21 protein-coding genes and 1 pseudogene are annotated in these 24,851 nt (G+C 33.8%); 6 read left to right on the forward strand and 16 right to left on the reverse strand.

What is annotated here, in order from left to right:
- Nucleotides 1–28: 28 nt before the first annotated feature.
- The 13 genes from N0M92_RS25510 to N0M92_RS25570 form a co-directional block, all read right to left on the reverse strand.
- Entirely contained in the window at nt 29–454 is a 426-nt protein-coding gene (locus N0M92_RS25510; protein WP_260288427.1) for a Fur family transcriptional regulator, read from the reverse strand.
- A 392-nt stretch (nt 455–846) separates the two neighbouring features.
- Nucleotides 847–1,668, reverse strand: coding sequence for a metal ABC transporter permease (locus tag N0M92_RS25515; RefSeq protein ID WP_098373690.1), 822 nt, complete (start codon nt 1,666–1,668; stop codon nt 847–849).
- Nucleotides 1,614–2,321, reverse strand: a complete 708-nt coding sequence (locus N0M92_RS25520) for a metal ABC transporter ATP-binding protein (protein ID WP_260288428.1) — start codon at nt 2,319–2,321, stop codon at nt 1,614–1,616. Before N0M92_RS25520 ends, N0M92_RS25515 begins: the two co-directional genes overlap by 55 nt.
- Nucleotides 2,322–2,397: 76 nt before the next feature.
- Nucleotides 2,398–3,357, reverse strand: coding sequence for a metal ABC transporter substrate-binding protein (locus N0M92_RS25525; RefSeq protein ID WP_397443924.1), 960 nt, complete (start codon nt 3,355–3,357; stop codon nt 2,398–2,400).
- Between the two features lie 817 nt (nt 3,358–4,174).
- On the reverse strand, nt 4,175–5,353 hold the full coding sequence (gene cntE / locus N0M92_RS25530; protein WP_260288429.1) for a staphylopine family metallophore export MFS transporter CntE: 1,179 nt from the start codon (nt 5,351–5,353) through the stop codon (nt 4,175–4,177).
- A gap of 30 nt (nt 5,354–5,383) precedes the next feature.
- Complete coding sequence (locus N0M92_RS25535) at nt 5,384–6,130, reverse strand: ABC transporter ATP-binding protein (RefSeq protein ID WP_260288430.1); 747 nt, start codon at nt 6,128–6,130, stop codon at nt 5,384–5,386.
- Between the two features lie 2 nt (nt 6,131–6,132).
- On the reverse strand, nt 6,133–6,939 hold the full coding sequence (cntD, locus tag N0M92_RS25540; RefSeq protein WP_260288431.1) for a staphylopine uptake ABC transporter ATP-binding protein CntD: 807 nt from the start codon (nt 6,937–6,939) through the stop codon (nt 6,133–6,135).
- Nucleotides 6,936–7,835 (reverse strand): staphylopine uptake ABC transporter permease subunit CntC, encoded by a 900-nt coding sequence (gene cntC, locus N0M92_RS25545; protein WP_260288432.1) that lies wholly within the window; start codon nt 7,833–7,835, stop codon nt 6,936–6,938. Before cntC ends, cntD begins: the two co-directional genes overlap by 4 nt.
- A complete protein-coding gene (gene opp1B / locus N0M92_RS25550) occupies nt 7,836–8,768 on the reverse strand; it encodes a nickel/cobalt ABC transporter permease (RefSeq protein ID WP_260288433.1) in 933 nt (310 codons plus the stop codon).
- 110 nt (nt 8,769–8,878) lie between these two features.
- Nucleotides 8,879–10,501, reverse strand: a complete 1,623-nt coding sequence (cntA, locus tag N0M92_RS25555; protein WP_260288434.1) for a staphylopine-dependent metal ABC transporter substrate-binding lipoprotein — start codon at nt 10,499–10,501, stop codon at nt 8,879–8,881.
- A 136-nt stretch (nt 10,502–10,637) separates the two neighbouring features.
- Complete coding sequence (locus N0M92_RS25560) at nt 10,638–11,948, reverse strand: opine metallophore biosynthesis dehydrogenase (RefSeq protein WP_260288435.1); 1,311 nt, start codon at nt 11,946–11,948, stop codon at nt 10,638–10,640.
- Nucleotides 11,949–11,978: 30 nt separating this feature from the next.
- Nucleotides 11,979–12,773: a class I SAM-dependent methyltransferase gene (locus N0M92_RS25565; protein ID WP_260288436.1), complete on the reverse strand. Its 795-nt coding sequence runs from the start codon at nt 12,771–12,773 to the stop codon at nt 11,979–11,981.
- A gap of 27 nt (nt 12,774–12,800) precedes the next feature.
- Nucleotides 12,801–13,634 (reverse strand): diaminopimelate epimerase, encoded by an 834-nt coding sequence (locus N0M92_RS25570; RefSeq protein WP_260288437.1) that lies wholly within the window; start codon nt 13,632–13,634, stop codon nt 12,801–12,803.
- Between the two features lie 683 nt (nt 13,635–14,317).
- On the opposite strand from N0M92_RS25570, the gene N0M92_RS25575 reads away from it, so the two are divergent.
- Nucleotides 14,318–15,097 (forward strand): M15 family metallopeptidase, encoded by a 780-nt coding sequence (locus tag N0M92_RS25575; RefSeq protein WP_260288438.1) that lies wholly within the window; start codon nt 14,318–14,320, stop codon nt 15,095–15,097.
- 1,243 nt (nt 15,098–16,340) lie between these two features.
- Here N0M92_RS25575 and N0M92_RS25585 read toward each other — a convergent pair.
- The 3 genes from N0M92_RS25585 to pdxR all read right to left on the reverse strand — a co-directional run bounded on the left by N0M92_RS25585 (nt 16,341) and on the right by pdxR (nt 19,370).
- Nucleotides 16,341–17,033, reverse strand: a complete 693-nt coding sequence (locus N0M92_RS25585) for a M24 family metallopeptidase (protein ID WP_260288439.1) — start codon at nt 17,031–17,033, stop codon at nt 16,341–16,343.
- An 88-nt stretch (nt 17,034–17,121) separates the two neighbouring features.
- Nucleotides 17,122–17,883, reverse strand: coding sequence for an HAD-IIB family hydrolase (locus N0M92_RS25590; RefSeq protein ID WP_260288440.1), 762 nt, complete (start codon nt 17,881–17,883; stop codon nt 17,122–17,124).
- A gap of 101 nt (nt 17,884–17,984) precedes the next feature.
- The gene (gene pdxR, locus N0M92_RS25595) at nt 17,985–19,370 is read right to left on the reverse strand and encodes a MocR-like pyridoxine biosynthesis transcription factor PdxR (RefSeq protein WP_260288441.1); all 1,386 of its coding nucleotides are present in this window, start codon (nt 19,368–19,370) and stop codon (nt 17,985–17,987) included.
- A gap of 408 nt (nt 19,371–19,778) precedes the next feature.
- Here pdxR and N0M92_RS25600 point away from each other — a divergent pair, with 408 nt between their 5' ends.
- The 5 genes and pseudogenes from N0M92_RS25600 to N0M92_RS29610 all read left to right on the forward strand — a co-directional run.
- A complete protein-coding gene (locus tag N0M92_RS25600; RefSeq protein WP_260288442.1) occupies nt 19,779–20,042 on the forward strand; it encodes a hypothetical protein in 264 nt (87 codons plus the stop codon).
- 528 nt (nt 20,043–20,570) lie between these two features.
- Complete coding sequence (locus N0M92_RS25605; RefSeq protein WP_260288443.1) at nt 20,571–22,088, forward strand: spore germination protein; 1,518 nt, start codon at nt 20,571–20,573, stop codon at nt 22,086–22,088.
- On the forward strand, nt 22,081–23,169 hold the full coding sequence (locus tag N0M92_RS25610) for a GerAB/ArcD/ProY family transporter (protein WP_260288444.1): 1,089 nt from the start codon (nt 22,081–22,083) through the stop codon (nt 23,167–23,169). The genes N0M92_RS25605 and N0M92_RS25610 overlap by 8 nt, the downstream gene beginning before the upstream one ends.
- Complete coding sequence (locus tag N0M92_RS25615; RefSeq protein WP_260288445.1) at nt 23,166–24,281, forward strand: Ger(x)C family spore germination protein; 1,116 nt, start codon at nt 23,166–23,168, stop codon at nt 24,279–24,281. The genes N0M92_RS25610 and N0M92_RS25615 overlap by 4 nt, the downstream gene beginning before the upstream one ends.
- A gap of 14 nt (nt 24,282–24,295) precedes the next feature.
- Nucleotides 24,296–24,390 (forward strand): annotated as a pseudogene (locus N0M92_RS29610) (DUF2935 domain-containing protein); the annotation flags it as partial.
- Nucleotides 24,391–24,851: the final 461 nt, after the last annotated feature.

Raw genomic sequence — 24,851 nt, forward strand, 5'->3', positions numbered from 1 at the left:
ATACCCTTGATGTAACGTGATTTACTACCTATTTCTCTAAACAATCGTAACAGTACCCATAAAACTCAAACCTTTGTAATTTAAATTGATTATTAAAGGAAACCTTTGAGAAATCTATAGGACAGTTATCTTTATCCAGAGATTCACTTTTCCCACAATTCAAGCATTTTATCATACTCCTCGTATTTTCAGTCACTAATTGATATTTACATTCTCTTTCCCACATACCTTTCTTCTCTATAAATCCTTTTTTTTCCAACAAAACCAATGTTCTGTAAACCGTATCTAAACTGATTCCGGGGATTTTTAATTTAGCCTCTTTATGAAGAATTCTGGCAGAAATAAATTCACTGTTTTTGTTACTTATCAATTTAATTAATAGTTTTCTATTATTCGTCATCTTATAACCCGTTCTAGTTAAAACAGAATTTATTTCATATTGTAAGTTCATCATTATAAACTCCTTTCCTAATTGAATAATCTCTTTTTAAGAAATTAAAGTTAAATAATCTATCATTTTATATTCACCTAAAATCGTAATCATTTCGATTTGCATAAAATTAAATCATATTTTCATTAGTAAATCAAAGAAGTATATTTCTTTATTTTTTTTATAAACTCTTTAATTAGTACGTAAAAAATAGTTAATTTCGTTGTACACGATACTGCTGACAAATACAATAGATAATGAAATGATTTAAAACATTGGAATGTGAATAAATAAAATTATTCATTTTTCTAGAGAGAAGGTGCGCATTTTATCACTGTAAGATGATTATTGGCACTTCTTCTCTCAGAAAGATTTACGGTTTCCCTAAGTTAACAAAAAAAACTTTTTAGTACATATCAATGACCTTTTCTTTTTAAAAAGTAAATCTTTTGAAAAGCAAATCCCAGTAATAAGATGACAACAAGAAGCAACGTAATAGTTGCTCCTGGAGGAGTTCCTAAATAATAGGAAGTACTTAAACCGGTGATAATGCCGAAAAAGGCAGTAATTATCGCGGTAATAATTACCCATTTGAAACCTTTTGCTATCCTTATTGAAAAGGCAGCTGGTAAGACAAGCAGGGCTGATACTAACAGTACACCAATTGTAGGGATAATGACCGCTATTACTAGTCCAGTTAAAATACTGAATGAGAGTGACAGAATATGTGTATTAATCCCACTAGCAAATGCAGTATCTTCATCAAATGTTAACAAAAATAGCGGTCTTTTTAATATCCAAAAATACAGGAGAACTATTAAGGTTATAATCAGCATGATATATACTTGCCGATTACTAATAGTTACAATGGAACCAAATAAATATTGTTCCACATTAGTTGTCATGCCACCAGCACTAATACTCATTAAAAAGAGGGCTAGAGATAAACCAGCAGCCATTAATATGGCAATGGAAACCTCAGAATAAGAATGGTAAGCTCTGCGCATATACTCTACTGCAACGGCACCAATAATAACAACAAGAAAGCTTGAAAGCGTTAAATCAGTATGAATGAAATAACCGACAGCTACTCCAGCTAGGGAAATGTGTGAGAGGGTATCAGCCATTAACGCTTGTCTCCTTAATACGAGAAAGACTCCCAATATTGGAGCAATGATGGCAATTAATCCTCCTGCCCAAAATGCCCTTCGCATGAATTCAAGGTCAAACATTTCCATGTATCTCGTTCTCCCTTCTCAAGATGAATGATTTTATCAAGAAAAGGTTTTACATCTTCTTGATCATGGGTTACCATCAAGACCGTACAGTTGTGCTCCTTAACTCGATGGTTCATAAATTCATAAAAATTTTTTCTACTTTCAAAATCCATTCCGGTTGTTGGTTCATCAAGTACAAGAAAGTCTGGTTCAGCTGCTAAAGCACGTGCTATACAGATTTTTTGTTTTTGACCACCAGATAATGCCCCGATTTTATGGTTCCTAAATTCCCACATCCCAACCATTTCCAAAGCATTTTGAACAACCTTCTCGTCAAGAGCAGTCAATTTAGCAAACCATTTTCCTTTACGAAATCTCCCGGAACGGACCAACTCTATAACAGTACTTGGAAAACCAACATTAAATGAAGCTATTTGTTGAGGTACATATCCAATTTTTAACGGTAGTCCTTTTTCATTACTTTTACTTATTTTTATCTCTCCGCTCCAAGGCTTTAATAAGCCTAGCAACAATCGCAACAGAGTTGATTTAGAGGCACCGTTAGGTCCTGTAACCCCAATGAATTCACTACTATTTATTTGAAAGGAAATATCGTCTAGTGCTGGAGTATGGCCATACCCAAATTTAATTGCTTTTACTTCTACAAGTTTCAATCATGTCACTCCTTTCCAGTTTTACAAAAAAATAAAAAGCGTGACTATGTCATGTATCACACTTTTATTTCATTAACTATTTACTTAATGCACCCTTTAGTTTATCTAAATTATCTTGCATTACTTGAATATAATTAGCGCCTTTTTTTTGATTTTCTTCACTTAATCCTTCCAAGGTATTAAGTACTTGAGTTTCCGCCCCTATTTCATCTGCTAGAGTTTTTGCTACTTTTGGGGATGCTACTTCTTCAAAGAAAATAGTTTTTATATTATGGTCTAATGCAAAGTTCTTCAATTCTGCAAGCTTAGCAGGACTTGGTTCGTTTTCAGTAGACAAGCCGGCAATTGCTACTTGTTTAAGACCATATTCATTTGCTAAGTATCCAAAAGCTGCATGTTGAGTAATAATTTCTTTACTTGAAACATCTGCAAGTGTAGATCTAAATTCTTTATCTAGGTCCTTTAGTTCTTCTATATAAGCCACACTATTTTTTTCATACTCTTTCTTATGATTTGGATCAACCTTTATTAATGCATCCTTAATATTCTCAACTTCTTTTTGTGCAAGTGCAGGGCTTAACCAAACGTGTGGATCCTTTTCATGACTATGTGCTTGCTCTTCTTCCTCTGCATGTTCGTGCTCTTCACCTTCCATTAGAGTGATTCCTTCGCTCGCTTTAACAAAAGTAGACTTTTTAGAATCTAAACTCTCTTCGATATCAGGCACCCATGTCTCCATATACTCACTGTCATAGACGAATAAGTCTGCATTTTGTATATTACCTACATCCTTTGGTGAAGGTTCCCAATCATGAGGCTCTATGGAAGAAGGAATTAATAATTCTACCTCAGCGAGATCGCCAACAACATTTTTTGTAAACTCATACATTGGATAAAAAGTAGTGACTATTTGAATCTTGTCAGTATCCTTCTTTATTTGATTTTCCGCCCTCTCCTTACCATCCCCTTGTTGACATCCAACAAGCATAAGTGGGATTGCAAATACAGGAGCTAACATTCTGTTAAACTTTTTCATGAAATTACCCTCCGATATATATTCACTCTTTTTTAGCATTTGTAGTATATCGTAATTATTACGATTTGTAAATTGGAATAATTACGATTTGAACACACATTCCGCCAGTACTGGTAATTGAATTCTTTTTCTATCTTTTTAATTCAGGTACATGCTACTAACCTTAACAAAATTGTAGCTATAAACACAAATACATCCTTTGATAGCCAATACTAAGAATCTTTTTTGAAAAAATAATCAAAACGGATTCTTTTCTTATGATTAAGTTGCGAATTTTTTTAAAAAAGTGTATTCAACAATCATAATCGCAAAAGGATAACCAATGCCCAGGTTTCAAGGTTTAATAATGACTGGCTTTCTAAGGAATCCTTTCAGGCCTTTTACAGATAAGTTCATTCCGATTGAAGTATAAGAGATTCAAAAGAATTCCTTTAGAAAATTTCTCACGGAGCTTATCAGGCAATTGAATGGTTATAGTATGGATGTTGGTATGGAATAAAGTTTGTTTAAAAAATTTCCGTAAACGCTGATTTAGCTGCAAACAAAAAGAACTCGTTTTGAATAAAGTTTGATCAAAACGAGCTTTTTCTATAGATCAGTTATTTTTTATAAAAAAGATTGATGATTTTGATTTTAATTCACAACAATATGCCAACTTACATTCTTTCTTAATTTAGGCTTATCTCATACAAAATTAATTAGCCATTAAAAAGAAAAAGAATCCTATAAAAAGATTATCCTCTATAAGAGTAAAATATTAAATTCAACTAACCCTTCCAAAAGTCATATATGAAACTTTTGAAAGACTCCTTTATATTTACCCAACAAATATTTTTCTTCGATCATATGCAAAAATGGTCATCGTCACACCTAAGATAGCACAAATCCTATACATAAATGAGTATGAGGAAAAATCAGCTATCGGCCCCATAATGACACCACCTAGCGAAACACCTAAATCAGCCATAGCAATAAATAAACCAAGTAACACATTTCGATTAACCTTAGGCAATACAAAGGTTAAATACGTTGTTAACGTTGGATAGATAATTGCCTGAGCTATCCCCATTAAAATCGCACCTGCATAGAAAAAGAAAGCCCCACAAGTTATAGATACGCTTACACATTGCGCCGCTATTGCTAAAAGAAGCATAGCCCCCATGATAAAAGATGAATGCCACTTACCGTCTGAAGGAATCCTTTTCCTTAAAGTAAAACGAGCAAAGACAACGGTACCAGCCTGAAGCATGAGATAAATTCCAGCATTGCCGTTTTTTAATTGCATAGCGTACAGTGGTAGGAAGGTTGTAATCGCTCCAAATACAATGGAGGTAACTAACATCAATACGCTGCATTTAAACAGAAACGGATTTTTTACCAACTGACTAAATGCCTTAAACATACTTACTCCTTGCTCATTTTTAACTGAAGCAGGTTGATCCTTTCCTTTTTCCATTTTGGCACTATAGCCAAACACCCCTGTAGTGATGGCAATTGCTATCATCACTACAGTAAAATAATCCATACCTCCTTGCCAAATTCCTAATGCCAGTATAGGTCCAATAATACCTGGTATATAAGAGAATAAAGAATAAAGTGAGATGCCCTGAGAGCGATCCTTTTCTGGTAGTGCATCAATAATGCCTATCTGCAATGCCATGGAAAAAAAAGCTGTCGACACTCCTTGTAACATACGGGCAACTAGATAGCCGCCTAACCCAGTAATCGTATATAATATTAAAGCAAAACCATTGACTATAAGAATAATGCGCAACACTTTTATCGGTCCATGCTTTTGAATGATTTGACCTGCCCACGGACGAAAGAACATGGTTGTAAATAAATACGCCCCTATAATCAAGCCGATAGTAGTATTGCTGGCTCCTAATGATTCCCCTTTTAAGGGGATAATAACATTTAGAATGGCATTGGCACTAAAATAAAGAAGAACCAACAGATATAAACGCAGAAACGGCCAAGACATAGCTCCACTCACAATTTTTTCTCCTCCTAGTTCGAAAATAATCTAAAAAGTTATTAATTTGTCCAATAATTTTCTAGCATATTCTGACTGAACGTTTTTTAATTGTTCGATTTTAATTACTTCTTCAATTTGACCATTTCTAAAAATAATGACCCTGTCGCAAATATAGGCGGCGGCCTGAATATCATGAGTAATAAATACATAGCTCATATTGTAGAGGTTTTTTAATTCCTTAAGTAATTCAAGCACTTGTATTTGAACTGATACATCTAAAGAACTGATTGCTTCATCTAATAAAATACATTTTGGTTCTGTGGAAATGGCCCTTGCAATACATACCCTTTGAACCTCTCCCCCTGATAATTCATGAGGATATCTTTTTCTGTAGGATGGATTTAACCCAACTTGATTCAATAGATTATCAATCCTGTTTTGAATTTCTATTTTGAGCTTGCTCTTAATTTTTAATGGCTCCATAATGGCTTCCTCAACTGTAAAAAATGGGTTAATGGAAGTTTTATAGTCTTGAAAAACAGCGCTAATGTTACCCAATCTCACTCTTCTATCCCCTACATTTTCACCCTGAAATAAAACGGTTCCCCGATCTGGCTTTTCAATTCCTATTAGTAAACGACCTAAGGTGGATTTCCCGCTCCCACTTTCTCCGATAATACCGAGACATTCGCCACTTCCACATTCAAAACTAATATTGTTCAAAATCTTTTGTCTTTTGTTTGAGAAGAGTCCACCACTTTTATAAGACTTCTCTACACTATCAACCTTTAGCAATTTTAAGCTCTCCCCATTATTTTCTTAAAATGATTACTCAACGCTAGTCTAGTAGATACTAAATATTTGGTATAGTCATGTTCCGGTTCTGAAAATATAGTTTTCGATTTTTCTCTTTCAATAATTTCTCCATCCTTCATGACTAGAACTTCATCAGCAATTGCTCTAACAACTCCCAAGTCATGAGAAACAAAGATCATCGAGCAGCCCATTCTTTCCCGTATTTTTATAAATTGCTCAACGACTTCAAATTGTGAAATAGTATCTAAAGCTGTTGTTGGTTCATCAGCAATAATAATGTCTGGTTCTAATACTAATGCTAACGCAATCATTATTCGCTGCAACATTCCACCCGATAGCTGGTGTGGATATTTATTCATAATCTCTATCGGATTTTTCAGCATGACACTTTCCATAGCATTTTTCATTTTTTCTTCGATTTCTTTATTACTCCAACCGAAATGTTCAACAAGCGTTTCCTTTAAATGAACCCCAATTACACAGGAAGGGTCAAAGGCACTCATCCCATTTTGTAGAATCATGCAAAGGTTTCTTCCCCTTCTCTTTCTCATCTCCTTTTCTGAAAGTTCGTTAAAGTTCTCTCCTTTAAATAAAATGTCTCCTGATTGGTGAAGCCAGGATTTATTTAATCGCATTATTGACCTACAAGTCAGAGACTTACCGCTTCCGCTTTCTCCTACAATTGCCAGACAGCTTCCTTGCTTTAAATGGAATGAACTATTATAGATAATCACTTTACCGGAGCTACTATCCCATATTCTCAGATTTCTAACTTCTAATATATTCATAGATTATTTTGCCACCTCTTTTGAAGCTTAATTTTAGAGATTGTTAACTCCTCTTGAAGCTTATTTTTTGAGGTAATTAATTTAGGGTCTATGGCAACTTGAAGTGCATCAGAGAAAAAGTTAAATGCAGATACTACCATAATAATGGCTAGTCCAGGAGCTAACATTAATTCTGGTCTTGTAAACATTACTTCCCTTGCCTCATTTAACATCATTCCCCATTCAGCATTTGGGGCTTGAATTCCTAATCCTAGGAATGAAAAGCCTGATACTTGCAAAATCATCGAACCAATTGAGCTGCTCGAAATCACTGCGATATCAGAAAATGTAACAGGAACCATGTGTTTATAAATAATTTTCACGTCACTAATACCTGATGCTTTGGCAAATTTCACATATTCTTTTTCAGCAAACTGCATAACAGACGTTCTGATTATTCGAGCAAACCATGCCCATTTAATCAAGGTAAACGCAATCAATATATTTTCAAGCCCCACACCTAAAATACCAACAACAGCTAATGCCATTACGTATCCTGGAAAAGATAGCATCGTGTCACAAATTCTCATTACAGTGGCATCTACTTTTCCTCTAAAGTAGCCTGCTAGAAATCCTAAAACCGCTCCAATCAAGACAGATATGAATAATGCAACTAAAACCCATAAAACACTGGGACGAATGCCATAAATGATTCTAGATAAAATACATCGTCCTAAGTGATCATTACCTAATAGGTAATCCCATGATGAAGAAGCATAACGAAGGCTCATTTTTACTTCTTCAGGGTCATGTGGAGCAAATATAGGGGCAAATATACCAACAACGATTGTTACAATAATAACTAAGAGAGAAATTGTCCCTAACCTATCTTTTATTAAACTTTTAAATATTCTCATTTAGAGATCATTCCTTAATTTAGGATTCATCACAGCGTTTATAATGTCGGAAATCGTATTAAACAATACAAAGGCCACTGCTAAAATAAGTACATACGCTTGGATAATAGGGAAATCCCTGCCTAGAATAGCTCGAACACTTAAACTTCCTAATCCTGGCCAAGCAAATACATTTTCTATAACTACTGTACTTCCCAATATAATAGGTATAGCCATACAAAATATCGAAATGGCCACTTGCAATGAATTTCTTAATATATGCATGGTGACTTTCCTCTCTGTTAAGCCACATGCCCTTCCATACAGTACATAGTCTTCATTTAAATTACTCAACATCGAACTTCTAACGACCCTAAAATAAATGCCTGCATAGCTTATCGCAATGACAATAACCGGTAGAATATAACTTTTATACGACTCCATTCCGCTTGTTGGCAATAAATCCAATTTAACGGAAAAATACCAACTCATAAGAGTTGCCAGCCAGTATGACGGCATTGCCGTTAGGAAAAATGAAAATCCTCTTACTGACTTATCCATTATTTTTCCTTCTTTCATCGCACAGATCACACCTAAAAGTATCGATAGAACAATAATGACAACAGATGAAACCAACGTTAGCTTGAACGTATTTAGAAAAGCTGGACCAATTAACGACCAAACCGGTTTTCCTGTCACGTAGGAAATCCCAAAGTCCAACTGTAAGCAAGCAATAACCCAATCGAAGTATCGTATAATAAATGGTTTATCCATTCCCAACTCTTCTTTCGTTTGAGCAATTAATTCATCTGTTATTGTTGGAACACCTTGCGCTTGCAATACCACTTCAGCAGGATCTAAGGGAGAAAGATTAATTAAAATAAACGTTAAAAATGAAATGACTAAAAGTAAAGGGATTGATATGAATAGTCTCTTAATGATGTAACTTCCCATAGAAAATCTCCTTTAATAGAAATTTTAAAAAACACACTTACTTCTGCAATATAATACTTAAAAGGTTACTCTTCACATAAATAAAAAGGGGAATCTTCCCCTTTATTTTTCTATTCAACGTTCATCAGTTCAAAAGGTAACTCAAATTGCGTTTGCTTAAATGATATGCCTTTTAAATTTTTGGGGGCAACTACAGTGACACTGCCATTTGAAATGGGAATAAAGACTGCTTCATCATGTACAATCGTCAAAATATCAGCATATAATGATTTTCGTGTTTCCTCATCAGGTGACACCATTACTTTATCAATCTTCTTGTAAAGTTCATCTGCTTTTGCAATGCCACTTGTAGTATGTAAATAAGAAGCCTCAGAAGTAAAAGCAGAGATTGTGCTTTGTGGATCATACGCTAGTCCCCATGTTTGATTGAATAATAGATCATAGTCACCAGTAGTCCTTCTATTAGCAATTGAAGTCGACTCTTCACCGATAATCTCTAGCTGAATACCAATCTCTTTTAAAGAACTTTGAATAAACTCAACCTGTGTTTTTTGGGAAGAAGAATTGCTGTCATAATAAAGTTGTAAGGCTAATTTGTTACCGTCTTTCGTTCTAACCGCAGCACCATCCTCTAATTTCCAGCCAGCTTCTTCTAAAAGTTCTTTCGCTCTCTCTAAATCATAGCCTCTTTTCTTCAACTCGACCTCTGCATAATTGACGTTAGGTGAGAATAGTGTATTGGCTACTGTTTCCGTACCATTTAAAATATCCTTACTAATGGTTTCTCTATCAATCGAGTGCCAAATGGCTTCACGAACAGCAGTTTCACTTACTGGATTATCAGATTTACTGCTATTAGCTACAATCATTTTCGTATTCATTGGTTCACTTCTAACCAACTGATAATCACCTGAATCAACTAATTGATTCATTGCTTCTACATCAAGACTGTCTGCACCGCGGTCATCAGTAAAAACAAAGTTTACTTCTCCTTTTTGTAAAGCTAAAAATGTCGTTTCCCCTGCTGGAAGAACTTTAGAAGTAATCTTCTTAATTTGAGGTGAGCCACCCCAGTAGTTTTTATTCGCTTTAAAAGTGGCGTACTCATCAGTTTTATGTTTAGTGAGAATATATGGTCCTGTACCATTAAATCCATTTACGCCATCTTTAGTTCCCCCGTTTTTAAAATCTTTGGGTGATAAAAATACGTAAGGTCTGGTCATAGACAATTCAACCAAAGTTGGGTAGTATGCTTCTGATAGTACAAGTGCAACTGTATAAGCATCTACTATATTTACATTTTCTATTTTTGTAGATAATTTAATCCAAGCATGCTTTTCTGCATTGTTTTGCACAGCCTCAATATTTTTCTTTACTGCCTCTGCGTTAAATGGTTCTCCATCATGGAATTTCACATCTTTTCTTAAATGAAAAGTGTATACTTTTCCATCCTCTGAAATTTTCCAGGATTCAGCAAGCAAAGGTTTAATCCCATCTTCTGTATTTTCAACCAACGATTCATAGACCATCCCTTGTGCTGGCATTGAACCTGTATACAGATGCGGATTCATATCATTAATATCTTTGGAAGATGCATAAACTAACTCTTTTGCGCTATTCGTTGAATCAGCACCTTCCTTTTTCTTACTATTAGATTTTTCTGCAGAGCAGGCAACTAGAATAGATAAAACCAAAAATATTAGAGATGCTAACTTAAATTTTTTAATTAACAATATATTTCTCTCCCTTTAGCCTTACTAATTTGAATTAATTCACCTTTTACTGGTCAAATATGATCTAAATTGAAAAAATCCCGCTTTGATAAATCGAAATGATTACTATTTAAATAGTATATTACTCTATTAACTCCTACTTCTTTGCGCTTATACTTTTTCCTATTTCACTGCTTATCATATTCAAATCTTCATCAAAGCTTTGAACAACAAATGCATTAGATAGCAATTTATCTTCATGGGATTGAGCCACTTTTTCAATTTTTTTCTCATATGTTTTAATGAATTTATCTATTGTTGGACAATTTACATTTAAATATTTTGCAATTCCTTGAATTATTTTTATACGATAATAGTCTTCTTTAGGCATCCTAGGGATATCCAAATATCCTTCCCTATTGACGAACATTTTTCTAATTGGAACAGCAGAAAAATCATAATATTTCCCATCCTTATCTGGTTCTGAAAAAGGATCGATCAACAGTGCGGTATAACGTATATATAATAAATATTCTTGATGGATAGCTTCTAAATGATTAAAATTCTCTATATCATGACGTGATAAACTTTCCAATCTCACGGGATAATTATCATCTGTCATAAATTTAAGTAGATTTAAATTTTTTATATTTAATTTCCCTAAGATATTCATGATTTCTTTCCATTGAGCCAGCATATCCCTAATTAAATATTGGGTAATGGGCCCCTCAGGATAAAGTTTATAAACATATTTCTTGCTTTCTAAGTCTCCAAATATTGCACTTAGTGTGAATTCATTCATAAACAACGGTGGGTGAACATATAAAGAAATATTTCTCGTTTCTGCTTCTATTGGAGATTTCATAGTTTCAAGAGTAATACCTAATTGTTCATATAACTTACATAGCCCCTCAACATTTTTAGATGGATAATGTGTAGAGCCTATATGAATTTTTTTCTTGACTGCTGTTGTTAACACATTATTAGAAGGTTTATCGTGCATCCATCGTGTATCACCGTAATATGTAGAAAAACTGATAATTTCCGCATCTGAATTAAGCTCGTTCATATAATTATTGATTAAGCTATTTGAACCGAAAGTCGGTGAAATTAAAACAATACACCCTACTTGTTTTAATTTCTCATTATTAATTTGTTTTAATACTTCTATATAAGCATCCGTTGTTACAGCAAGAATAATAGTATCCCATTCACCCTTAATTGTTCCATAACCCCTAAAAACTTGATCAATGAAGCATTCACCTTGCATAGTTTGATGCTTTTCATTTTGAACGCTTACACGAACTAAATGATTACTTTCCTTAAGTGCCTCAAAAAAATTTTCTGAACGAACAGATTCTCTCCCAACAATTCCTACGTAGCAATTCAATTGATTTTTAAGATTCATAGCTAGTTGGATAGATGTTGGGCCAGTGCCTAATAGTAGGACTCGCTTAAAATCATTCATAAAGGACTCCTTTTCTTACAAAATAGTATGCTATGCTTTTTTATACAATGCGATATCAAACACATGATCTGGACGCAATATTTCTTCAACCATCTTCCACTTCTGCCCATCAACCTCTTTTGATGGAAAATTAAATAAGGACTTCAACTGATTACCATACCTCATAGCAACAACTACGTTTTCATTCGTTAATGTATGTAATTGATCCAATATGTAATATTTACTTTCAACAGTTGAACTAAAAATGATATGAGTCACGGTTTTCGTAAAATCAAGATTTTCCACTAATATTTTTTCTAATCTAATATTTAATCCATTTCCTAATTTCTCTACTACGTTTCGTCCAAGTTGAATAGCCTCATCATCAATATCTATGCCTACAACCTCTGCTCCTGTTCGCTTAGCGATTAATAATGGCGTCATTGGAAATGAACCTGATCCTACTAACAATACTTTTGACTCCGAAGTAATTTGAAAACTGCCAAATTCTTTTTCAATACATGATTCTATATTTTTAAAATAGTCTGTCTTTTTACCATTTCCATCCAGTAGCTTGATTGCACGAAATTTCTCCATAATAGCTACACAAAGTGCCGATTTTCTTCTTAGGTTCATCACAAGTTGATTCAAATCACTAGATTCTTGTAGTTCTAGTTGTTTCCAAGCTTCTTTATTCGTCTCATTTGTTATGAATTTTGAATAGTCATCTATTAAACTCTCTAACTCTGAACAATTATTGATTGTATGATCATAACTTCCTGCTAAACCATCGAATTTTTCTGAAAACTCACTTAAATATTCTTGAAAAGTTATTAATGCATTCATTAATTTTCCCCCAGTACAATGTTATAACTAACCATCTATAAAAGCTTTGCCTTGTGCTACTATTTGTACCGACCCTTCAATCATAAGGCTTGTTAATTCTTCTCCATGACAAGTAGCAAATACTTTAATATCGCCACCGGGTTGCCTTATATTTGTAACAATCTCCCCTTTATACTTCCAAGCTAGATAGGCTCCTAAGGAGGCTGTACCGGAACCACACCCCCTTTCCCATATCATACTATCTAAATGTGGGACATAAATGAGGGGCGCCATTTCCTCAGATTTCGATTTATACAATAAAACGCCAATCAAATTAGCAGCTAAAGTTATTCCAAGCAACTTTGCTAATGATTGCGCTTTTTCCCTTACTGTTTTTCCGAATTCCTCCACTTCTATCACAATGTGTATAAATTCATGATATCTCACTATAATTATATTCAAATCGTTGCCATCATATTTTATTGTTCTCTCTTCTATCTTTTTAGGAACAGGCATAGTAACCAGACAGAGATATTCATCTAAATTTCTTTTCATTTGGCATGTAATTAATTTATCTGTGCCTGAAGCTTCTAATATTATCTCCGCCAAATCATTATGCTTTAATCCTTTTTCAGATGCTATAAAAGCTGCCAGTGCCATACAAGCATTACCACAAAACTCACCTCCAGCCATTTGTAACTTTGCAGCAGCTTTATTATTTATCGGCTTTTCTATAAATCCAACTTGTTCTGCATGCACGCTGTCGTATGACATGATTTTCTCAGCAATGTGCTTATACTCTTCAACTAGATAATTAGTTTTAACGAGAATTGTCATATTTTGTGTTGGATTAAATTTTATAAAATCTATTTCCTGGATCATCTCAACTACCCTCTACATTATATTTTTTGGTTTTCCTTTCTTCATAAAGTATTATTCACCACAAATAGTAATGATTACGATTATCAATTACAAAATGAATTATAGCATAATGTTAGAAAGTGTCAATATTTGGTCAAGTTTTTTTTACACTATTGCCGCTTAAACAATGTCATAATTTTTAATTTTCTCTTTTTCCATGGTTATCCCTTTGAATTTTATTCACCTTTACATATCAGTGCAGCAAAAACGATTTAAAAGAAATGGGAAACCAGGTCGCAGATAAGGAGTTAGTCGGGGTATTCGGGGGATTTCTATAAAGCACAGAAGGAAAAAGATGAGTTGGCGTTACAGAAATTAGTAGAAATGTACTTTAAAGATATTGATTTTTATCTTCTTATTTGATATTGTGAGTTTTATCAATTATAAATAGTAACAATTACGATTTATAAAGACAAATACATGATATACAATTTCATGTTTAAATTATGGGAATCTATCGACTATTTTCTTTTTTATTAATATCTATTTTCATATTGAATGATTAATCGAAATGTGATGGATATAAGAGACTAAATGATAGGACAGTTCATTTTTGTTTTCTCCCTCCCTAATATATCGATTGTTAAATTTTTGTATAAAATATTAAGCAAGATTAGTAACAAATTGAACCTGGGGGCCGCACTATGTTAAGATCCATTATCACCATAGCTTTACTAACGTTTATTTTATTATGTACTTTAGGCTGTACAGTTAAGGATAACTCTAAAGAAGAAGATAATATACACGATCAAAGTGTAGGTACGATAAATTCAGCATCTAACCCAAAGGAAAATGAACCTAATATTAACACGGTTCAACAAGAGGCTATTAAAGTCTCTGCAAACCCTGAAAGCATTCCCGTATTAGTAAATAAGTTTAATCCACTTCCTGATAAATACAGACCTGATGACCTTTATTATCCAAATGTACCGTTTATTTTCAAGGAAAAAATCGAAAAACGAATGATGCGCAAAGAGGGCGGAGAAGCCTTGGAAAAATTATTTCTTAAGGCCGAAGAAGACGATATTAAATTAGCCGGCGTATCGGCATTTCGTTCACAGGAAACGCAAGAAGCTATTTTTAATAATTATGTAGAAAGGGATGGGCTTGAAAAGGCTAAAACTTATAGTGCATATCCAGGAACCAGTGAACACCAAACAGGCTTGGCTATTGATGTAAGTGGCATTAATGGCACTTGTGCTGCTGAGGAATGTTTTGGTCAAACTAAAGAGGCTGATTGGTTAGCTAAAAATGCAAGTGCGTTTGGATTTATCATTCGTTACCCAGAAGGGAAGCAAGAAATTACAGGCTATAAATATGAGGCTTGGCATATTCGTTATGTAGGTATAGAGATAGCAAAAGACATTCAAGCTCAAGGGGTGACACTCGAAGAATACTATAATGTTCAGCCCGTTTCTAATTAATATTAAGCCAACGACATCTAAAATGCGATGTATCATATTTTAGATGTCGTTGGCTTAACTTTTATATACTGATTACCAAGGTTAATCCCTTCTGCTATGCCTTCGAGGAAACTGTTATTATGAGATACTTAAAGGCATCACAGAACCAATAGATTTTTTGCATAAGGATGTTTAACATAATTTTCAATTAAATCTTGATTTGTTTTTTCGTTTCTATTCCATTCAATTCCTTCACTTTTTATAAATGCTTGGGAAATACTCATCTACAATTTCATCCATTACTGAATAAAAAATGTACATAACTCCTTTATTAATTCATCTGCCCTGTCACCTCTTCAACTTCTTTTAGAAAGTCTAAAAAATGATCTAATTCCTCTTTGATATGCTTTATTGAAAGCTCTACCCATACGGTTTAGATTGATCTAAAAATGCGTGAACTTGGCTCTCTCCTTTTGCCACATCCAGACCAACAACTGGATTCATTATTTTTCCGTCCTCTACTTACTAACCAGTACCATTTAGTCATCCATGCGGTGTCATAGCTTCGCTTGTTATACGAAATCTAAGTCCCAATCAGCCTCAAACATGTTTCTACAAGTAGGGGCGGACAGTTTAGTTCACGGATCAAGTCCCACGCACCCGTTAGCAAAACGGAATGAAAGGGCATATGAAATATGACCCGTTGAGACATGGGAGGGAAAGCCTCCAGGGGTAGCGTGGAAAATGCGTGCAGTTTATGTAATAATTTGGGATTTCCAATAGATCCCCTATTTCAATCTGCCCTCATCTTATCAAAACGGTCCTATCTCTTTCGTTCATCTAAAGCAACCTATACCATGTGGTTTGAAATCCTGCGAATAAGCGAGTATTCGTGAGCATTATCTATTAAACTGAGGGAGTTCATTAAGAAAAGCGATTCTTATTAAAGAATCGCGACCTTTTCTTGAATAAGCAAAGATAAAATCTTCCTAACTTTAAATAACCCTTAAAGTGCTATATATGTATCAATAATTTGAACGTATTGATATCTTTAACAGGTACGAAACGTGATCAACCTGAAGGTGATAATGGTGCAATGTGGTTCACTAAAATAAAATAAAATCAAAACAATACAATTGGACGAATTTCTTCAACATGAGAATAGATTTCACAAAACTAACAGATCCCTGTAACAAAATTGAACATTTTGTTACAGAAATCGTCTTTTAATCTTAGCGTAGTCTCCAGACCCTACTATCCCCATCTATTCAACTGTTAATAACTGTTCATAGAAACCGCCTATTTCTAGGTCTCGATCAATAAAATGTATCTCTAGAATCCAATCTCGTGGTTGACCGTTTCTATCAAGTTCTCCCATGGGAACTTCATTATCAGGATGAATATAGTTCTCAACTTCTTCTCCTTGAACTCGTTCGTGAGGGAACTCACCAATAAGATGACCGGCGTGCGGACCTCCATATTCCCATCCATACTTTTTTGCAAGATCACAAACAAATGCGTAGAGTTCACTACCTGTAATATTAGGCCTGGATTGAAAGAAGGCTTTTCCCTCTTCCCAAGCTTGTTTAATGTCATTACGAAGCTTTATTTTGACTGGATCTTCTCCAAGAACGTATGTCCGGCCGAAATCAGCTTCCCAGTCTTCAAAGATGGGACCAAAGTCAAGAAATATAATATCTTCCTCCGACACGGTTAAATCTGGTGGATTTTCTCTATAAGGAAATAATGTGTTCCTTCCAGCTCGCACAATGCGTTTATGCCAATATTTCTTAATTCCGAACATTCGAAAGGCCAATTCATAAATTTCTCTATTGATTTGTTTTTCAGTTACACCATCACGTAATATACCTTTTTCATCAACCACTCTGAATAGCTCTTCAGCCTTCCTTTCGGCATCTCTTAAGGCTGAATGTCTTTTCTCTAGGAATTGATTCAAAACTTCCCTCCACCTCTCATAATAATATATTAAAATTGATCATACTTAATTGATGTTTAGAAGAAAAGTAAAATTAATAATTATCCTTTTAAACAAATATTGTACTAAGCTCTTGTAGTTTTGATATAATATTTTGTTCGACTTTTTCATCAACTAAAATTTGATCCCTCGCTATCATAAGAAGAGGTTCATATTCACCGATTACTACTGAATAGTGAGCTTTTTGAAATAATGGGAGATCATTCATGTCATTTCCAAAGCAAATAAACTCCTCTAGAGAGAGACCTGATTCCTCCAAGGCCGCCATTTTATTCACATCTTTATATGTTATATCTAAAATACCTTCAGCAGAATGATAATGAATGGTGACATCTAATTGTGTTATTCTTTCAGATAATTCTTCAAAGTTATTACAAGATAACACAACGATTTTAATGAAAGATTCAATTTGATCAATTTCTATATGGTTAGCCAACTTATGTGGATCTACATTCATTAGAAAAGGATGATGATGCTTTAAATTGAAAGAATAGTTCCATTTATCATCAATAAGATATTCAGCATGATAGTCATCTAGTATATTTACTATCTCTTCAGCTACTTTAGTAGGAATAGGTGTAAAGCATTTGGGTTTTCCTTGGTTATAAGTCATCGCCCCATTCGCTCCGATTAAAAGATGGTTCTTAAATCGGTTATCTAAAATTGGCAGCATATCACGACAAGGTCGTGCGGAAGCAAATCCAATAAAATGACCGGATTCCTGTAATTCCATTAAAAGATTTAAAATGTTCTTTGAAATTGGTTGTCCCTTAAAGCAAATTGTTCCATCCATATCAAAAATTAAGTTCATGTACATAACCACCTTAATAAGTTTGATTTAAGTACATGGTAAACAGAACTTCTTTACTGTAAAAGGGACAGAATGGATAAAGTGAGTAGGACAGGCTGAGATTAACCGGATTCAAACCAAGCCTCAGCTAGTAATTTTGTGCCTTTATAGATCTGCTCACAATTTAAAGCTCCATAACCTAGCAGTACTGTTGGATACTTACCTGTAGTATGAAACCAATATCTAGATGTTCCATAAACTTTAACGCCTTTTTTTAAGCCCAAAGCAATTAATTCAGATTCTGTTTTATCTGTTTTAACAGTTAAGAAAGTGTGTAGACCTATATCTTTCCCTTCGATTTCCACTAAAGTTCCCATATTATGCGATATAGCTTCGAAAAAAACTTTCCTTTTCTCTTCATATTGTTTTCGCATCTTTTGTAAATATTTATACCAATATCCGTCGGATAAATATTGAGAAAAAGTCAATTGATCAAGTCTAGGAACAGATTGATCATATTCTGGCATTTTAGAGTAAAATAAGGATAGTACATCGTAAGGAAGTACTATGTAACTTAAATTGGAGACTGGTAATAACACTTTTGAAATTCTTCCAATATAAACTACCTTTTCGGGATTTAGACTTTGAATGGAGGGTAAATAACCATCTTCATATTTAAATTCCCATTCATAGTCATCCTCTATGATATATTTATTTGAAAAGACCCACTGAATCAACTGTTGTCTTTTTTCTTGAGACATAGCCATCTTGTTCATAAATTGCTGTGACGGACTTACATACATAACATCTGCATCACTTTTTTCAAGTTCTTCAATAGAAACCCCGTCTCCAGTCAATGGAATAGCATGCACTTGAAATCCATGGTTTAAGAAAGTGTTCCTTGCCCCATCGTAACCGGGATTCTCCACTCCAATTATATATTTATCCGCTTCTAGAAGTTGGCATAAAAGAGATACAAGTTGCTGAGGGGTAGAACCGATAATAATTTGTTCAGGGTTAGATACCACTCCCCTCGATTCATACAGTAATCTTGAAAGTTCTTTCCTTAAGATATATTCTCCTTGCGATTTCCCCTCTACCATATAATCACTTTGATTATCCGATATAAATGTGTTACGCACTTTATTCCATTGATTAAAAGGAAATGAAGCAAGTTCAATATTTCCGTAACGAAAATCTAAATGTATATTCTTATTATAAGAGTCATCTGAAACAAATAGGTTATCATAAACGTTTTGATCACCTTGATATACAACTTTATATCCTTTTTTTGGAATGTTGCATATGTATCCTTCTGATACTAAAAGGTGATAGGCACTCTCTATCGTATTTTTACTTACTTTAAGCGATTGTGCACAGCTTCGTATGGAGGGAAGAAACACACCATATTCTAATTGTCCCTGTAATATTTCATCTTTAAAATAGCTATAAATTTGAAAAAATAAAGGTTTTTGATTGGACAAAAGATTTAAAGAAAACTCACGCACTCTATCCCTCCTTTCTTCAACACTAATTAGTATTAACAGGCGTGTTAATTAAATTTTCCACTACATTCAGTCCTATGTTGATTTCACGTTGAAGTTCTTTTGAATGTAAATAATCGCATAGACAGAAAGATGTTTTAACTGCCTTCTAAGCTCACCAAGCGCTTGATACTTAGGATTTACCTCCTCTAATATTAACATAAATATCCAGTCTTTTTTTGGAGATCTTATTCAATTAAATGGCCCAATTGTTGAATAAAGATCAACCAGCACTCTTCAACTATCCTGCCCCGATAGTCATAATGAACGAAAACGGCTCCCATCGCTTAACGTAGATTGCACTTGGTCATAATGTTACTACCAAAAATAAAAAAACAAGTGTAGAGCTACACACGAAAAGGAGCCTATATTATGAAGGATGTTCAAAAATTTGTTGGTTTAGACGTATCTAAAGATTCAATTGCTGTTGCGATTGCTGATTCTGGTCGTGGTGAACCTAGATTTCATGGAACTATTCAAAATAAGCCAGAGGATATTCGCAAATTGATGAAAAAGTTAGGGAAGCCTGAAAGCCTATTAGTATGTTATGAAGCAGGATCTTCTGGGTATGGAATTTATCGATTTCTCCTATATTCACTACCCCTCCCCCGTTGCTCAATTCTCTCATGTGGATAATTATCCAGAAAACTCTTTGAAACATGCGAATTTTGTAGCTCATTGGGTTCCAGATGCATTTAGTAATCTAGTAGGCTCTTTCTGAGACAAGGCTGAAACTATACAGGAATTTTGGAAGGGTAATTAAACAGTGTAATAGAGTGGTTGGTTATTATACTAACAAAAGAGATTCACAGGTGAACAGGAATAGAAACCGGCACCATACTGTTTAAGTAATTTGCTATGAAGGTGAAAAGTGGAGTGAAATACATAAAGGACAATTTGCTTATTTCAATGGGATTGTAAATAAACTGATGGACAAGTTGTATTTTGTTGAGGGTTTCATGAATGAAATTAAATGAATCATTGATGTATATTCCTATATCATTTGGTTTTTTTGTAGGTAAAAATAATAATTGAGGCTATTTTCGCCCTAATCCAAATTCTTGTCATATCTATTTGCCTTAGTAAGATAAATTAGCAGTGTATTTTTTTTATTAAAAACAACAATAATAACTTTATATATAAAAGAGAGTGTGGTGATTTTTGATGAAAGAGAAAAGAAAAACAAAAGAGTTTAATTATAAAGAAGAAGTAGTTCCTTTGGAACAAAAAGACATATATTCCAATATTGAAGAAAACTTTGAATATTTTCAACATAGCTTTAATTATTCAAGTGATTTAAAAAAACGGGAAATAAACTATAACGGTAAAAATGGGATTATCTTGTATCTTGAAACCGTCGTAGACACGGAGAAACTAAAGACAGATATACTAACACCCCTGACCACAAAAAAGAATATCCCTCTAGAATTATTAATCTCATCTGCAGAACTCAAAAAAACCAACAACTTAAATCAAGCAGTATCAAAAATTCTATATGGGATGAGTATAGTTTTTATTGAAAACGAGAATCAGGTTTACATGCTTAATTCAAGCAAAATCATTGAAAGATCACCCGAGGAACCTACAAATGAAAAAATAGTTAGAGGATCACATGAAGGATTTATAGAAAACATTAATACAAACCTATTTCTTATTAGAAAACGAATTGTAAATCGACAATTGACAATAAGATACATGGAACTAGGAGAAGAATCAAACACAAAGCTTGCGCTAGTTTATATGGAGGGGTTAGCAGATTCTTCAGTGGTTAAGGAAGTTGAACGAAGATTATCTTTTGCTTCTTCAGATATGCTCTTTAGTCCAGGTTATATTGAAGAATTCATAGAAGACAATCCATTTTCCCCATTCCCTCATACCTTATATACGGAACGTCCAGATCGAGCAATGTCACATTTAATGGAGGGTAGAGTTATCATTTTCGCTGATGGAAGTGCTGATGTGATTATAGTTCCTGTCACTTTTTTCGTATTTCTCCAGTCACCGGATGACTTTAACACCCGAGTATATACGGGAAGCTTCTTTCGTCTTTTAAGGTTAATTAGTTTCTTTATTTCTCTCACCTTTCCAGCACTATATATAGCAATAATTGGTTTTCACTTCGAGGTAATCCCTAATGACATTATTGTTTTAGTTAAAGGTTCTGTGGAGGGGATACCTTTTCCACCATTAATTGAAGCATTAATTATGGTATTTACAATTGAACTTATTAGAGAAGCAGGAGTACGTTTACCTACTCCAATTGGACAAACGATAGGTATTGTTGGTGGATTAATACTAGGTGATGCAGTTATTAATGCTGGTCTCATTTCAAATTTCATGGTGATAATAATCGCAATAACTGCCGTCGCTTCATTCACTATTCCAAGTTACGAATTGAGCTCAACGGTTCGTTTATTAACTTTTCCATTAATGGTAGCTGCCTCAACTCTAGGACTTTTAGGTATCGTAATTGTGATTATGTTTATTGTAGCTCATTTATGCATGCTTGAATCTTTCGGAAAACCTTATTTTGCGCCAATAGCCCCATTAGACATTTCAGCCTTAAAAGATACATTCGTCAGGTTTCCGATATGGCAGCTGAATAAACGTTCAAGAGATTTAAATCCTAAAAAAATATTGCGACAGCATGATACTAGGGGTTGGGACAATCAAAATGAATAACAAACGTATTTCACAATCTCAACTATTTTTCATTGTTTTGCAATCCCAAATAGGATTCGGTCTCATATCAATACCTTATATAGTATTTCTAAAGGCAAAGACCGACAGTTGGATTTCTGTATTGATAGGTGGATTAATCGTGCAGGTAGTGATTTTAATCCAGTGGGCTTTGTGTAGAAGATTCCCGTCAAATACAATTTTTGAAATCACAAATAGTTTATGCGGAAAAATAATCGGAACTTTTATTACAATTTCATATTCCATATATTTTATTTTAGTTTGCAGTACGCTACTTTCCTTTTTTAGTCATACGATAAAAAATTGGTTATTGCCATTCACTCCAGGATGGATTGTGAAATTATTAATAATAAGTATCGGTATTTATGTTGCTAGGGAGAAGCTAAATGTTATGGCTCGTTTGTTTGTTCTTACGACGATTGTTCTCTTTCTTTTTATTCTTCTACCCATATACTCATTAAAAGACGGTACCACGTTGTATTTACTACCAATCGGAAAAGAAGGAGCTTTTGCAATTTTAAAAGGAGCAAAAGAAGCTTTTCTTCTAATGCAAGGGTTTGAAATTTTTATAATTATTTTTCCTTTTGTTAATGCAACATCGAAGTCAAAATTAAAAATAGTTTCTTCAGCCAGTATCACTGTCACTATTTTATATACATTTCTCACCTTAATATGTTTGATGTTTTTTAGTCCTAAGGAATTTCCTTTAATTCCCGAACCAATACTTTATTTAATAAAATCTTTTGGCTTTAGTATCATTGAACGTCCTGATGTTTTTTTCATTTCATTTTGGATTGTATTAGTTAGTACTACCTTCATGAGTTTTTTATATGCTGCATCGAAGGGGTTATCCACCCTGAAATTTATGAATAGAAAGAAGTTTGTATATTTTTGCGCAATAGCTATCTTTATAATTTCCATAATTCCCATGAATAAAAAAGAAATCATATGGCTTTCTAAAATCGTCGCAAATAGTGGATTAATTTTCAATATAGTAATACCTATAATTCTGTTATTTATATCAATAATATTGAGAAAGCAGGAGGCATTCACAAATAAATGAAAAAATACATAGGTTTTCTTTTTAGCTTACTCCTATTACTCTTTACATCCGGTTGCTGGGACCAACGTTTATTAAAGGATACCAGTCTTATTCTTGGTACTGCATTTGATTTGACTAAGGATAAAAAAATATTAGAAACTGTTACATTCCCTAAGTCTAAGCGAGGACTCAATGTTCAACAACATGTTGTGACAATCTCTTCGAAAGGAGATACAACCTTAAATGTAAAAGGCGAACTTGACCAGAAACTACCCGATCGCTATGATGCGTCTAAAAACAGGATTTTTTTATTCGGAGAGTCCTTAGCCAAACAGGGAATATATCCAGTGTTGGACGCTGTTTATAGAGATCCTAAAGGTCCTTTACAAGCTAAGTTAGCAGTTGTTGACGGAAGCGCTAAAAAAGCTTTGTCCCAGTTTCCACCAGAAACTCCTCTTTCAAGTGAGTACTTGCCTAAGTTATTAAAAAGTACTGCTGAAATAGGCGTTATAAATAATGAAAATGTACAATCGATTTGCACAATTATATTTTCTGAAGGTGAGGACTTTTTGGTTCCATACCTAAAGATACTTAGTAAAGAAAAAAGAACGAAAGTTACTGGCTTAGCTATGTTTCACAAAGATAAGTTTGTCGGTAAGCTAGGTATAACTGAATCAAAAATGTTTTTATTGATGAAAGGAAATAAAAAGAAAAAAACATCTTTTACGATAAAAGTCCATAATAAAAAAGAAAGCCTAGACAAAAACTTCATTAGCGTTGATGTTATTCGGACTAAAAGAAAATTATTAGTTTCACAAAATAAAGGTAAACCTTATGCGAAAATAAAAGTAAACATAAAATTGGAAGTTAAAGAATACCCAGAAGATCATTTAGATAGGCAGCTAGAAGTAACAGAATTAAATAAGAAAATTGAAAAAAGCTTTCGGGAAATGGCAAATCTAACTCTTAAAAAAATGAAAGTCGCTAACTGTGATGGGTTAGGAATTGGTTCAAAGGTTCAGGCAAACGAATACAATACGTGGAAAAACATAAGCTGGGACAAGGAGTATCAAGAACTTCCCATAAAAGTGGAATTAAACACTGAAATTGTAGAGAATGGAGTTATTAATTAATGCTTGAATACAACCAAAAACTTGTAGATTTGGTACGGAACTTCAGTAATGATTTTGATCAATTAATCTTTCAATCTGTAGACTTAGTCATATGAAACCACAATCTCAAATATTTAATAGTAACTCTTTCGCGACAGGATATATGTACACAACAATACCCGTGCAGTTCATGTGGATTACCTTCGTTATGCAATCAAAAACTTAGAGGTAAATGATATTCCATCGCATAGTGAATACTGTTTTCAAACTCTTCAATCTGGCATTTAGGAAATAATCAACCTCACCCACTATTGCATAATTAATGCTGCTTTCCATTTAGCGAGCCCTCTATCACGAATTGTACTCATGAGATAGATCCCGCCTTTTTATCCATTATATGCAACGGGCGTTCTTGAAAAAGACAAAAAAAATCCCTTCCCCAATTAAGAAGAAGGGTACCAAGTAATGGATTTCATTTTTAAAAGGTTTATTCACAGTGTATTCATTCAATTAATTTCTATTCATTCTACAATGCAAAAAAAGCCCCTACTCACAAAGAGTAAGGACTTTAAGGCAAAGGTGCATTGAAGG

Origin of the sequence: Peribacillus aracenensis, assembly GCF_025175645.1 — a bacterium.
In the GTDB taxonomy this organism is placed as follows: domain Bacteria; phylum Bacillota; class Bacilli; order Bacillales; family DSM-1321; genus Peribacillus; species Peribacillus aracenensis.